Annotated in this window: 11 protein-coding genes; 6 read left to right on the top strand and 5 right to left on the bottom strand. The window is 39.9% G+C overall.

The features are described 5' to 3' along the window. Window positions 1-16: 16 nt before the first annotated feature. From PL_RS06010 to PL_RS06000, 3 genes are read left to right on the top strand one after another with little or no spacing between them, the layout of a single operon-like run. Complete coding sequence (locus PL_RS06010; protein ID WP_041884414.1) at window positions 17-688, top strand: superoxide dismutase; 672 nt, start codon at window positions 17-19, stop codon at window positions 686-688. A 54-nt stretch (window positions 689-742) separates the two neighbouring features. Beyond that, window positions 743-2,467, top strand: a complete 1,725-nt coding sequence (gene poxB, locus PL_RS06005) for a ubiquinone-dependent pyruvate dehydrogenase (protein WP_041884420.1) — start codon at window positions 743-745, stop codon at window positions 2,465-2,467. Window positions 2,468-2,472: 5 nt separating this feature from the next. Then, entirely contained in the window at window positions 2,473-3,450 is a 978-nt protein-coding gene (locus PL_RS06000) for a 2-hydroxyacid dehydrogenase (RefSeq protein ID WP_041884415.1), read from the top strand. Here the strand turns inward: PL_RS06000 and PL_RS05995 are convergent. Both PL_RS05995 and PL_RS05990 read right to left on the bottom strand, forming a co-directional pair. Further along, window positions 3,447-3,740: a chaperone modulator CbpM gene (locus PL_RS05995; protein WP_041884417.1), complete on the bottom strand. Its 294-nt coding sequence runs from the start codon at window positions 3,738-3,740 to the stop codon at window positions 3,447-3,449. The two genes, PL_RS06000 and PL_RS05995, sit on opposite strands and share 4 nt — an antisense overlap. Window positions 3,741-3,759: 19 nt before the next feature. Then, window positions 3,760-4,686, bottom strand: coding sequence for a J domain-containing protein (locus PL_RS05990; RefSeq protein ID WP_348621220.1), 927 nt, complete (start codon window positions 4,684-4,686; stop codon window positions 3,760-3,762). Window positions 4,687-5,005: 319 nt separating this feature from the next. Between PL_RS05990 and PL_RS05985 the strand changes: the two genes are divergently transcribed. Further along, a complete protein-coding gene (locus tag PL_RS05985; protein WP_348621218.1) occupies window positions 5,006-6,019 on the top strand; it encodes a LacI family DNA-binding transcriptional regulator in 1,014 nt (337 codons plus the stop codon). 74 nt (window positions 6,020-6,093) lie between these two features. Here the strand turns inward: PL_RS05985 and PL_RS05980 are convergent, their stop codons facing one another. Beyond that, complete coding sequence (locus tag PL_RS05980) at window positions 6,094-7,827, bottom strand: phospho-sugar mutase (RefSeq protein ID WP_041884565.1); 1,734 nt, start codon at window positions 7,825-7,827, stop codon at window positions 6,094-6,096. A 268-nt stretch (window positions 7,828-8,095) separates the two neighbouring features. Between PL_RS05980 and PL_RS05975 the strand changes: the two genes are divergently transcribed. Continuing rightward, a complete protein-coding gene (locus PL_RS05975) occupies window positions 8,096-9,409 on the top strand; it encodes an aspartate kinase (RefSeq protein ID WP_041884567.1) in 1,314 nt (437 codons plus the stop codon). A 9-nt stretch (window positions 9,410-9,418) separates the two neighbouring features. Here the strand turns inward: PL_RS05975 and PL_RS05970 are convergent, their stop codons facing one another. Beyond that, window positions 9,419-9,559: a hypothetical protein gene (locus tag PL_RS05970; RefSeq protein WP_348621216.1), complete on the bottom strand. Its 141-nt coding sequence runs from the start codon at window positions 9,557-9,559 to the stop codon at window positions 9,419-9,421. A 37-nt stretch (window positions 9,560-9,596) separates the two neighbouring features. Here PL_RS05970 and lysA point away from each other — a divergent pair, with 37 nt between their 5' ends. Beyond that, a complete protein-coding gene (gene lysA, locus PL_RS05965; RefSeq protein ID WP_041884568.1) occupies window positions 9,597-10,751 on the top strand; it encodes a diaminopimelate decarboxylase in 1,155 nt (384 codons plus the stop codon). Between the two features lie 81 nt (window positions 10,752-10,832). Here lysA and PL_RS05960 read toward each other — a convergent pair whose 3' ends face one another. Further along, the gene (locus PL_RS05960; protein ID WP_041884570.1) at window positions 10,833-13,154 is read right to left on the bottom strand and encodes a beta-galactosidase; all 2,322 of its coding nucleotides are present in this window, start codon (window positions 13,152-13,154) and stop codon (window positions 10,833-10,835) included. Window positions 13,155-13,226: the final 72 nt, after the last annotated feature.

Genomic DNA, 13,226 nt, shown 5'->3' with positions numbered 1-13,226 from the left:
TAATCCCTATTCTAAGATGAAATTATTGAAGAGCTTTTTTCCTATTGTTCTGCTTTTGGCAGGAACGCAGACCCTCAGCGCGCAATTTAAACTTGCACCTCTACCTTATGCTTATAATGCTCTTGAACCTGCTATAGACAAGCAGACGATGGAAATCCATTATACTAAACATCATCAGGGTTATGTAACCAATTTAAATGCGGCAGTTAAAGGTACAACCGCAGAAGGCAAGACACTTGCACAGATACTTGCTGTGGCATCAACTTATCCTGCTGCGATTCGTAATAATGCAGGCGGACATTATAATCACTCATTATTCTGGCAGATTATGGCTCCTAAGCCAAAGCCAGCATCACCTGCTTTTTTGAAAGAGATTGACGCAAACTTTGGAACAATGGACAAGTTTAAAGCTGCCTTTGCTGATAGTGCAGCGAAACGCTTCGGTTCTGGCTGGGCCTGGCTGATTGTGCAAAATGGCAAGCTTAAAATAACTACTACGGCTAATCAGGATAATCCGTTAATGGATGCTGTAGCAGAAAAAGGCCGTCCTATTTTAGCACTTGATGTCTGGGAGCATGCCTATTATCTGAAATATCAGAATAAACGTGCAGACTATATTACCGCATGGTGGACCGTGGTTAACTGGCCGGAAGTTGAACGCAGATATAATGAAGTTGTAAAAAAATAATTACCAGATCAAAGCTGTCCCAATGGGATGGCTTTTATTTTATCCAGGAATATTATGGCAAAAACAGTAGCAGCAAAATTGGTAGAGATACTGATTCAGGCAGGAGTTAAACATGTACATGGTTTGGTAGGAGATTCGCTGAACGGAATTGTAGATGAAATACGTAATTCTAAAGAAATCAAATGGATTCATTACCGGCATGAAGAAGCGGCAGCATTTGCCGCAGGTGCCGAGGCTCAGTTAACAGGCAGATTAGCTGTTTGTGCAGGTAGCTGCGGACCAGGAAATATGCATTTGATTAATGGTTTGTATGATGCACATAAAAGTAATGCACCTGTACTGGCTATTGCAGCGCATATCCCGAGTGAGCAGGTTGGAACATCCTATTTTCAGGAAACCCGTCCGGAGTCTTTATTCCGGGAATGCAGTTATTACTGTGAAACTATAGCTTCGGCCAGACAAATGCCAAGAGTTTTGCAGATTGCGATGCAGCATGCAATAGGACAAAGTGGTGTAGCCGTGATCAGCCTGTCTGGTGATGTGGCCATGGAGAAGATGGAAAACGAAGAGTTGGATCATCCTTTATTTATCAGCCGCCCGTCAATCCGCCCTTCTGATGAGGAATTACAAAAACTCGCACAGCTGATTAATGAAGCTAAAAAGATTACCTTATTGTGTGGTGCGGGTTGCAGAGATGCACATGATGAATTATTAGCGCTGGCTGGTAAAATTAAATCACCAATAGTACATGCGCTCAGAGGAAAAGAACATGTACAATATGACAATCCCTATGATGTGGGAATGACCGGACTGATTGGTATTTCTTCAGGTTATCATGCCGTAGAAGAAAGTGATTTACTCTTGATGCTGGGGACGGATTTTCCTTATAAAGAATGGTATCCTTCCAAAGCTAAGATTGTACAGATTGATATCAGGCCGGAAAGACTGGGCCGCAGATGTAAACTCAATCTCGGGCTGACAGGTGACGTAAAAGAAACCGTTAAAGCTTTGCTGCCTTTTCTGCAGGATGTTGCTGATGCTTCATTTTTAGAAAAGTGTCAGGAACGTTATCGAGACAACAGGAAAAACCTGCTTGCACATGCACAGCCGGTTACCAATAAGCCAATTCATCCGGAATATCTGACCAGAATTTTAAGTGAGCAGGCCGCCGATAATGCGATATTTACAGCAGATGTAGGTACGCCTACGGTATGGGCAGCCCGGTATGTAGACATGAAAAAAGGCAGGAAATTGATCGGATCCTTTAATCATGGAACAATGGCCAGTGCAATGCCGCAGGCTATAGGCGCACAATTTGCTTTTCCTGACAGACAGGTTATTTCATTATCAGGTGATGGTGGTTTTGCCATGTTAATGGGTGATATTTTAACCATTTATCAATACAATCTGCCAGTAAAAATTATAGTCTATAATAATAGCTCACTGGGTTTTGTGGCTATGGAGATGAAAGTGATTGGTATGCCTCCATTCGGGACAGACCTTAAAAATCCGGATTTTGCAAAAATGGCACAGGCTATTGGGATCAGGGGAATCCGGGTAGAAGAATCTGATGGTGTGGAAGGAGCTATTGCAGCTGCATTGTCCCATCCCGGGCCAGTACTGGTAGATGTCGTTGTCAATCAGACCGAACTGTCTATGCCGCCTAAAATAGATTTTGAACAGGCTAAAGGATTTGGTATTTATATGCTGAAACAAACCTTAAAAGGAGATGGAAAAGAGGTTTGGGATACCATCAGTTCGAATTTTTTGAGTAAATAGCGCTCATGAATGTATTTATAACCAGGATAATTCCAGAATCAGGTTTACGTTTACTTGAAGACGCTGGCCTGAAAGTTAAACAATGGACTGAAAAAAGGAGTATGACAAGGGGGGAGCTGATTGATGCCTGTCAGGGCGCAGATGCATTGCTCAACGCCGGTCAGCGATTGGATGAACAGTTTTTAGAAGCCAGTAAACATTTGAAAGTAATTGCACTTCATTCTGTAGGATATGATAATATAGCTATCGAAACTGCAACACGACTCGGTATACCAGTAGGTAATACTCCGGGAGTATTGAGTGGGGCTACTGCTGATACTGCTTTCTTACTGATGATGGCGGCGGCGAGAAATGCTTTTTACATGAACCGTAAAATCACTGCCGGAGAATGGGACTTTTTTGAACCTACTGCAAATTTAGGAAAAGAACTGAGTGGTTGTACGCTGGGTGTTTTTGGATTAGGCAAGATAGGAGTGGAAATGGCCAGACGCTGTGCCGGTGCCTTTGGTATGAAAATCATTTATCATAACCGTAACAGAAATGAAGAGGCTGAGCATGAGCTGGGGGCAAAGCTTGTCTCTTTTGAAGAATTATTAAAACAAAGCGATGTATTAACCGTTCATACGGCATTAACAGCAGAAACCGAAGGTAAATTTGATCTTGAGGTGTTTAAGCAAATGAAACCCGGAGCAATTTTTATTAATACAGCAAGAGGGGCTATACATCAGGAAACAGATCTGATTTATGCACTCGAAAATAAGCTGATCTGGGGCGCAGGACTGGATGTTACAAATCCTGAGCCTATGCATGCGGATAATCCGTTGCTTTTTATGCCAAACGTTGCAGTCTTACCACATATAGGTTCAGCTACAGAAGGGACCAGAAGTGCTATGGCAAGATTAGCTGCTGAGAATATTATTGCAGTATCGAAAGGGGAGAGACCGCCATTTCTGGTTAATCCGGAAGTTTATGACAGTCTTTAGTGGCTTTCATGAACATGAATATGAGTTTTTAAAATCTCTATCTCATGCTGCATATGTTTCACTTTCTGTAAAAGGTTTACAATCGCTTCAATGCCCGCGATATTAATCTCCAGATCATAATGGAAATGGATGTAACGATCCATTTCCATTAATTGCTCAAAGTGTATGAATTTATTCCCGTCAATTATGGTCAGTGCGATTAATCCGGACTCTTCCAGTGCTTGAATAAAAGAAGGGTCTATGGCATAATTAACACAGTAATCTCTTATAGTTATTAATTCGTTTTCCATAGGATGATGAATTATTCCATTACGCTGACAGCTCTTTTAATTGTTTAAAGAGCTCTGTTTGTTTTTCTGTTAAGCCTACCGGTATATTAATGGTATAAGTTATGAAAAGATTTCCAAATTCTCCATCTTTCTTGTAAACCGGGAATCCTTTGCCTTTCAATCTGATCTTTGTTCCGTTTTGTGTACCTGCAGGCACCTTCAGTTTTACTTTGCCGTTTAAGGTATCTATAGTAGCTTCTCCACCAAGTATAGCTGTATAAAGGTCTATTTCTTTGGTGAGATAAAGATCGTCGGCTATTCTTTTGAATACAGCATCCTCAGCAATGGTAATTGTAATAAAAAGATCTCCTGAAGGGCCGTTATTAACACCCGGGCTACCCTGACCTTTAAGTTTAATGACCTGTCCGTTTGAAATCCCTGCCGGGATAGTAATCCTCAGATTTTTACCGTTAACGGTTATGGTAGGTTTATGTGTTTCAGCTGCTTCCCGGAAGGTGATTTTTAATTCTGCCTGTAAATCCTGGCCTTTGAATCTCGCACTGTTTCTTTGCTGACGGCCACCGCCACCAAACATCGATTCAAAGAAGTCTGAGAAATCTCCACCGCCAAAGTCGGCTGAACCGCCACCGCCAAATCCACCGTTAAATCCTCCTCCAAAACCAGCTGATCCTCTTCTGCCGCCACCAAAAGGATTACCTCCCTGTTGCTGGGCCTGATCAGCATGTTTCCAGTTTTCACCGTAATCGTCGTATTTTTTACGTTTTTCAGGATCACTCAAAGCTTCGTTAGCCTCGTTGATCTGCTGAAATAATTTATTGGCTTCTTTATCTTTGGGATTTAAATCGGGGTGATATTTACGTGCGAGCTTCCTGTACGCTTTCTTTATCTCTTCCTGCGTTGCCGTCTTGTCCACGCCCAGGACTTTATAATAATCAATGTATGCCATAGTCAAAAGATATCAATAGACAAATTTACGGTTTATCCGGGGAATATTGCGGGATTGATTTTTTTATCTCTTCTGATCCTGATCACAGGATTATTACAATTGACAGGAAACCGGAATTATAGATAAATTTAATCGATTCAGATTAGTTAGTGCGCGTGCAGGCCGTTTTAGCATATTTTATCGTGATAAAAGCAGTATTTGCCACATAAGCATTAGGCTTTGAGTTTGCCTGGTGAAATAAAATATTGTAGAGACTGTTGAGACTGTTTCATTAATAGTTTTTATTTTTCTAGATTGGTCATCTAAATTAAAAAACAAAATGAAACCCCTCTCTATAAAGGATATCGCAAAGAAGGCTAACGTATCTATTACTACTGTCTCTTTCATATTAAATGGTAAAGCAGAGAAGATGCGGATCAGCCAGGACATGATCGCAAAAGTCGAGGCAATTATTAAAGAAGTAGGCTTCAGGCCTAACCAGGTAGCAAGAAGTCTGCGTACAGGAAATACGAATACTATCGGATTGATTGTAGAAGATATTTCTAACCCATTTTTTGCCGCCATCGCAAGATTGATTGAGGATAAGGCTTATAAACATGGTTATAAGATTATTTATTCCAGTACAGAAAACAATCTGGAGAAGGCTAAAGGTCTGATCAGGATGTTTAAGTCAAGACAGGTAGATGGTTATATTATTGCCCCGATGGTGGGTATGGAAGAAGATATTCGTGAGTTATTGTCTGACCGTACCCCTGTAGTAGTATTTGACAGACATTTGCCTGGTCTGGAAGTTAGCAGTGTATTGGTTGATAATGTCAAAGGAACCTACATGGCTACAGATTCTTTAATTCATAAGGGAATGAAGAATATTGCTTTTGTAACTGTAGACGTTGATGTGGAGCAGATTAAGGACCGCTATAAAGGTTATGAGCAGGCATTGAAAGCAAATCATATCAAACTCAATAAAAAGTTATGCAAGCTGATTTCATTTAATAATACAGCCGATGAGACCACTGCAGAACTAACTGCATTTTTTACTGAAAATCCAGAGATTGATGCCGTTCTTTTTGCAACAAATTATCTGGCAGTAAGAGGTTTGTTCAGCTTCAGGGAAATGAATAAGAAATTGAATGGTACATTTAAGATGATTGCTTACGATGATCATGATATTTTTAAACTTCACTCTCCATCCATCAGTGCAGTAGATCAGCCAATAGAGGAAATTGCCGAAAACGTAATTAATTTTGTGCTGAAAGAGCTGGCTCTGGTAGATTCTTTTGAGAAAAAGGAATTGAATAATATAGTGCTGGCTTCAAAACTGATTGAAAGATAACACACATGAAATAGTAAATAAAAAAGGCGGAAAATCTGATTTTCCGCCTTTTTTATTTTATCCTTAAAGCTATTTTAAGCTTGTAAATCTTCCATCAGAGATTTTATTTTAGCTCCCAGAGCAGTATCGACAGTTTTGAACTGCGATTTGTCTGCCAGTGGTGCATTTACACTGCAATAGAACTTGATTTTAGGCTCTGTGCCCGAAGGACGTGCAGAAACTATACTTCCATCTTCAGTGATGAATTGCAATACGTCAGATTTAGGGAAATCAAGTTTGGTTTTCTCCTGTGTATCTAAATTAGTTTCTATGCCCAGTTCATAATCTTTCAAGGTCTTTACTTTAGAACCTCCAAGAACCAATGGTGGATTATTTCTGAATTTCTCCATCATCGCTTTGATTTCTTCAGCACCACTTTTTCCTTTTTTAGTCAGAGAAACCAATTCTTCTTTATACAAACCATACGTTACAAACATATCCAGCATAGCATTATATAAGCTGCTGCCTTTATCTTTATAGAAAGCCGTCATCTCAGCGATGAAAGCACATGAAATAACTGCGTCCTTGTCTCTTACCAGTTCACCGATCAGGTAACCGTAGCTTTCCTCGCCACCTCCGATAAAGGTTCTTTTACCTTGCAGGCTGGTAATCAGATGACCAATATGTTTAAAGCCTGTAAGTGTGTTAAAACACTCTACATTTTTAGCTTTTGCAATTTCTTCTACCAGGTTAGTGGTTACAACCGTTTTAACAATATACTGACTGCCATCCAGTTTGCCTTTTTCCTGCCATGCAGTAAGCAGATAATTAATCAGTATACTTCCGGTCTGGTTTCCATTCAGTAATACGAATTCACCATCATTATTTTTCACTGCAATACCTACTCTGTCTGCATCCGGGTCTGTTGCCAGAACCAGGTCAGCGTCAATTTCTTTAGCTTTATTTAAAGCCAGGGTCATTGCTTCTTTTTCTTCCGGATTTGGATAAACTACAGTAGGGAAGTTTCCATCTGGTGTACTCTGTTCTTCAACCAGCGTAAGATTGGTGAAGCCAAATTGAGCCAGTGCTTTAGGAACCAGCGTAATCCCTGTTCCGTGGATAGGAGAGTAAACAATTTTAAGATCTTTCTGTCTGGCAATCGCTTCAGGAGAAACTGAAAGCTCAGTAATTTTATCCAGATATAAAGTGTCAATTTCTTCGCCGATCAGTTCAATAAGCTGGTCATTGCGTTCAAATTTAACTTCGTCTATGCTTTTGATTTTAGCTACTTCGTCCATGACCATGGTATCATCAGGAGACGTAAACTGTCCGCCGTCGGCGCCATAAGCCTTATAGCCATTATATTCTTTAGGGTTATGAGATGCAGTAAGCATTACGCCGCTGCGGCAGCCTAACTGTCTGATGGCAAATGAGAGTTCAGGAGTAGGACGGAGTTCTTTAAAGAAATAGACCTGAATTCCATTAGCTGAAAAGACATCAGCCGTAATTCTGGCAAAAAAATCTGATTGGTTTCTGCTGTCATGTGCAATAGCAACTTTGATTTTTTCTCCAGGATATTTTTTTAGCAGATAGTTACTCAGGCCCTGTGTAGCTGTACCAATTGTATATTTATTGATTCTGTTAGAACCAGCTCCCATAATTCCGCGGAGTCCACCAGTACCAAATTCCAGGCTTCTGTAAAAAGCATCTACCAGTTCTGTGGATGCCTCACTGTCTATTAGCTTTTGGATTTCTTCTTTCGTTTGCTGGTCATAATTGCCATTAAGCCATTCGTTAATGGTGTTTTGTATTGCTGCTTCTAATTGCATGTTCTCCGTTAGTGTTTGATTATTCTGCTCTGTAAAACAAAAAATGGGATGGGATGTTTTTAAGAGTTTTAATTAAAAAGCTTTTTATAACCTATAAAAAATCCACTCTCCAAATTTAATTCTGTATATATAATGATTATTAAGCGCGTTTTGTTAATTTCACGCCCCAATGCAATTATATACCAAATTAATTGAATTAAAAATATCTGTTACAAATAAAATTAACTGTGACGGTAATTTTTACTCGGTTATTAACCCCTTTTAGAAAATGAAAATATTAAAGTTTGGCGGAACTTCCGTTGGAAGCCCTGAGCGTATGACGAAATTGCTGGATATCATTAATCCGGCCGAAGAGCAGATTGTAGTTTTATCAGCAGTGTCTGGTACAACCAATAGTTTAGTGGAAATTTCTGGCAAACTTTTAAAGGAGGATAAACAGGGGGCGTTAATTTTAATTAACGCCCTAAATCAAAAATATAATGAATTTGTAGCTGAACTTCTTCCGGAGGGTGATTTCCGTGAGCAGGGACAGGAAGTAGCAGATTATCATTTTCAGTTTTTAGCTACACTGGCGAATGATATTTTTACACCTGCTGAAGAGAAAGTAGTACTGGCACAGGGAGAATTATTATCAACCACCTTATATCACATTTATCTGAAATCTATCGGTGTACCTTCAGTATTACTGGCTGCACTTGATTTCATGAAAACGGATGAAGATAATGAGCCTGATATTCCATATGCAACAGCTAATCTTAAACCATTGCTGGAGAAACATAAAGGAAATAAATTATTTATCACACAGGGTTTTATCTGCAGAAACAGCTTTGGAGAAGTAGACAACCTGCGCCGTGGCGGAAGTGATTATACCGCTTCTTTAATCGGTGCTGCAATTTTGGCTGAAGAGGTACAGATCTGGACTGATATTGACGGAATGCATAATAATGATCCGAGGATTGTGAAAGGTACAAAACCAATTTCTCATCTTTCTTTTGATGAAGCTGCGGAGCTTGCCTATTTCGGGGCTAAAATCCTTCATCCCCAGTCTGTATTCCCTGCACAGAAATATAAGATTCCTGTGCGTTTGCTGAATACGATGGAGCCTTCTGCTGCAGGAACATTAATTTCTTCTGAAAGCGAAAAAGGTAAAATCAAATCTATAGCTGCAAAAGACGGTATCATAGCAATTAAGATTCAGTCCAGCAGGATGCTGCTGGCTTATGGTTTCTTGAGAAGGATCTTCGAGATTTTTGAGCGCTATAAGACACCTATTGATATGATTACAACTTCGGAAGTAGCCGTATCCTTAACAGTGGATTTTACAGATAACATTGATAAGATAGTTGAAGAATTACATTCTTTTGGTTCGGTAGAGTTAGATAAAGATCAGACGATTGTCTGTGTAGTTGGTGATTTTGGTGCAAGCAAACATGGTTTTGCATCAAGAGTACTTGACTCTATCAAACATATCCCGATCAGAATGATTTCTTACGGGGGCAGTAATTATAACATCTCTTTATTAATTAATACCGAGGATAAAACAGAAGTGCTGAGAAGTTTACATAACCGTATTTTTGAATAAAAATAAGGCTTATCTCTTTTTGAGGTAAACAAGGACGGCTATAATGATAAATAAGAGTACGATAAAGATCCTGATTCTTCTGTCGTATTCTTTTTTGCTGATTTTCTGACGCTGAAGATCGAAATAGTTGCCCAGGTAAATCAACATCATTCCAATTAGACAAAATACTATAAGATATTTAAACATTATGTTTTCTAACAAAGATATAGCACAGTTTGCAGATTTAGAAACCCCTTTCTATTATTATGATCTTAGTTTATTGCAGCGTAGCCTAAGTGCTTGTGCTAATGCAGCTAAAGTTTACGATTTTCATGTGCATTATGCCATGAAGGCAAACTTTAATGATACCGTGCTGAAAAAGATTAAAGAAGCAGGGCTGGGTGCGGATTGTGTAAGCGGTAACGAAGTAAAGAAGGCTATAGAGATCGGTTTCGCTCAAAAGCAGGTAGTCTTTGCCGGAGTGGGGAAATCTGATAAGGAAATCAATGAAGCACTTGATCTGGATATTTTCTGCTTTAATGTGGAGTCTGTTCAGGAGCTGGAGGTAATCAATGAGCTTGCCGGCAAAAAGAATAAGATAGCAAAAGTCGCTATACGTATTAATCCAAATGTGGATGCGCATACCCACCATAATATTACCACTGGTCTGGATGAGAATAAGTTTGGTGTAAACTCATGGGATCTTCCTGATTGCGCAGAGATGTTAAAAGCTTCAGCTAATCTGGAATTTATGGGGGTGCATTTTCATATCGGCTCTCAGATTACCAATCTGGATGTCTATAAAAACCTTTGTGTGCGTATCAATGAATTCGCAAAATGGTTTGAAGAACGTGGCTTTATGGTCAAAGTTTTAAATGTTGGCGGCGGATTGGGTATTGATTATCAGAACCCGGAACAGCAAATTCCTGATTTTGAAGCTTATTTTAAGATTTTCAATGACTTTTTGGAAAAAAGACCTAACCAGGAAGTACATTTTGAATTGGGCAGAGCGATTGTTGGACAGTGCTCATCGCTGATTAGCAGAGTCCTTTATGTAAAGAATGGTAAGAATAAGAACTTTATTATTCTGGATGCCGGTATGACCGAGTTAATGAGACCGGCGTTGTATCAGGCTTATCACCAGATCGAGAATCTGAGTAAGCAGGATGGAGAAGCAACGGTTAAATATGACGTAGTTGGGCCTATCTGTGAAAGTACAGATTGCTTTGGAAAAGAGGTGCTGTTACAGGAAACCAGCAGAGGTGATTTAATTGCGATAAGAAGTACAGGAGCTTACGGAGAGGTAATGAGTTCACATTATAATCTGAGAGAAAAAGTGAGTACAGCTTTTAGTCAGGAATAAGTTTTTTCAAAATACAAAAAAGCACCATGCACTAAAGGCATGGTGCTTTTTTTGTATAAGCTTTACAGTAATACCAGAGTTTTAAATATTTTTAAACGGATTTACCGAAAAATAAAGCTGATAGTCTCTGATCCGGCCATTAGGGTTATCCTGTCTTGGTAAAAGCTTCATGCCGCCTATCTTGTAATTTGCACCAAGGTCAATGACTAACTGATGGGGCAGCTTTGGCGAATTGTTTTCCCATTCGGTATGCCAGAAGCTGGTATACTGAAGATCAAAAACATTAGAAGCATTGCCGTCATTGCCATTTAATTCTTCACTATCAGCATAGACAACTTTCCAGCTGGTTCTCGGGATTTCTTTTCCCTGAGCATCTAAGAGCATAATTTCAGCGACTGTTGTATAAGGCTGACCTTTTTGTTCTGAAATGGCCTCCAGACAGAAATAACGTGCATTGACTGTCTTGAAATTTACTTCCTGCCATTTAGCAGAGTTTTCAAAGGTGCCTTTATAATCTGGTGTTTGAATTGCAGGATTCCATTGCTGGCCTTTCTTTTTATGAGCCTGCAGTTGTGGTTCATTAACCACATCCAGAATTGGTACTGACGTACTGCTTAACTCCGGATTTTTTGTCCCATAAAGATCAAAGATTATCACTTCGTTTTTTCCTGTTTTTAACCAGCTGCCAGGCAGAAACATCGTTTGAGTAGGGCCGATATTCCAGTACCGGCCAAGACAATGTCCGTTTACCCAGACTAAACCCTTGTTCCATTTGCTGAGGTTTAAATAGGTGTCTTCAGTTTTATTAGCAGCGAAACTCGCTTTGTAGAACCCTGCAGCGGGCTTTTGTCCGGTTATAGGTTTGTAGGTGACCGGGATATTATGATCTCCCAGTCTTATAGGATAATTTTTCCAGTGTTTAAGTTCGCTGGCAACGCCATCTGTGATCAGGTTAACTTTACCATGTATCCCTTTTCTGTCATGCATGGCATGACCATAGTTCACTCTTCCGGTTGCTTCTACCAGTATCTCCAGATTGGCGTTTTTGGGTCTTTCAGGGATTTCTATCGTGTAGTTGTTTTTACGTCTGTCTATAGTACCGATTAGCTTTTTATCAAGGTAGATTAAAGCGTAGTCATGAATTTCTTTAAACTGAAGTACTGCTTTTTTACCTGCATTGATATGGGTTTGATACAAGATACAGCCAAAGTCCTGATCCAGGTCTTCCATGAGTTTTACCGTATCCGAACTGACAGGTTTTGGGAGGTTCTGATCCATTGCCGCAAAAGCCGTAAAGGATACCGGACCTACAGTCTGGATCTTTTTCTGCTGCGGAATGTCAGGTAAGGTTTCTCCTTCCTGTAAATAATTACTGAACAGTTTGCGTAATTCATAGTATTTGGGAGTAGCATTTCCGGCCTCATCTATAGGAGCATCATAGTCATAGCTACTGGTCTGCGGCTGATAAGGCGGCGCATTTGCTCCACTGTAAGTTCCAAAGCTGGTACCGCCATGTACCATGTAAATACTGAAAGAAGCTTTATGATCAAGCATATATTTCAGCTCACTCACAATTCTTTTAGTATCACCTTTATGATGCGGCCTGCCCCAGCTGTCGAACCAGCCTGGATAATATTCTCCGCACATCAATGGGCCTTCCGGTTGTATTTTGGTTAATTCTTTGAAATTGGTTTCAGGGCTGCTTCCAAAATTGACTACAGCAAAAAGACCTTCCGGATGATCTGCTTTAAGCTGTTCCGGGCCATCGCAATGAAATAAAGGAACATCAAATCCAGCCTCTTTAAGATTGTCTTTGATGATATTCATATAAGCTTTGTCATTCCCGTAACTGCCATATTCGTTCTCGACCTGTACCATCAGGATATTACCGCCTTTGCTTAGCTGTAATGGTGCCAGATGTTTACCTACTTCCATCAGATATTTTTTTGCCCTGGCTAAATAATAGGGGTGCTGAGTACGTAATTGAAGCGTCTTGTCCTTTAATAACCACCATGGGAATCCGCCAAACTCCCATTCTGCACAGGAATAGGGGCCGGGTCTTAAGATGACATATAAGCCTTCTTCTTTTGCGATTTTACAAAACTCTGCTGCATCGCTCTGACTTGTCCAGGTGAATTCTCCTGCCTGTGGTTCATGCATATTCCAGAAAAGATAGGCGCAGACCGTATTTAGGCCCATTGCTTTTGCCATTTTCAGGCGATGCCGCCAGTCTGCTTTAGGGATTCTGGCAAAATGCATCTCTCCGCAACGGATAATAAAAGGTTTTCCATTTAATTCAAAGTCTTTTTTACCAATTTCAAAGGTTTTGATATTGGTTTGTGCTTTCAGTTGAAAGCAGCATGCTAGGAAAATCAGGATAGCAGCAATTTGCTTCTTATTCATTGGTTTTGTTTGGGTTTAGGTGAATTTCTGAAAAGGCTATCAGAATAAAGTCTGAATTTATATAAAATCCAG

The sequence above is a fragment of the Pedobacter lusitanus genome (genome assembly GCF_040026395.1).
GTDB classification, from domain to species: domain Bacteria; phylum Bacteroidota; class Bacteroidia; order Sphingobacteriales; family Sphingobacteriaceae; genus Pedobacter; species Pedobacter lusitanus.
Note: the sequence above shows the minus strand (reverse complement) of the source record. Positions and strands in the feature narration are given on the sequence as shown.

Excerpts from the sequence above, each read along its gene's own strand:
- PL_RS05995 (WP_041884417.1), bottom strand. The coding sequence starts at position 3,740 with ATGGAAAACGAATTAATAACTATAAGAGATTACTGTGTTAATTATGCC.
- PL_RS05975 (WP_041884567.1), top strand. The coding sequence starts at position 8,096 with ATGAAAATATTAAAGTTTGGCGGAACTTCCGTTGGAAGCCCTGAGCGT.
- PL_RS05980 (WP_041884565.1), bottom strand. The coding sequence starts at position 7,827 with ATGCAATTAGAAGCAGCAATACAAAACACCATTAACGAATGGCTTAAT.
- PL_RS05960 (WP_041884570.1), bottom strand. The coding sequence starts at position 13,154 with ATGAATAAGAAGCAAATTGCTGCTATCCTGATTTTCCTAGCATGCTGC.
- lysA (WP_041884568.1), top strand. The coding sequence starts at position 9,597 with ATGTTTTCTAACAAAGATATAGCACAGTTTGCAGATTTAGAAACCCCT.
- PL_RS06000 (WP_041884415.1), top strand. The coding sequence starts at position 2,473 with ATGAATGTATTTATAACCAGGATAATTCCAGAATCAGGTTTACGTTTA.
- poxB (WP_041884420.1), top strand. The coding sequence starts at position 743 with ATGGCAAAAACAGTAGCAGCAAAATTGGTAGAGATACTGATTCAGGCA.
- PL_RS05985 (WP_348621218.1), top strand. The coding sequence starts at position 5,006 with ATGAAACCCCTCTCTATAAAGGATATCGCAAAGAAGGCTAACGTATCT.
- PL_RS05970 (WP_348621216.1), bottom strand. The coding sequence starts at position 9,559 with ATGATGTTGATTTACCTGGGCAACTATTTCGATCTTCAGCGTCAGAAA.
- PL_RS05990 (WP_348621220.1), bottom strand. The coding sequence starts at position 4,686 with ATGGCATACATTGATTATTATAAAGTCCTGGGCGTGGACAAGACGGCA.
- PL_RS06010 (WP_041884414.1), top strand. The coding sequence starts at position 17 with ATGAAATTATTGAAGAGCTTTTTTCCTATTGTTCTGCTTTTGGCAGGA.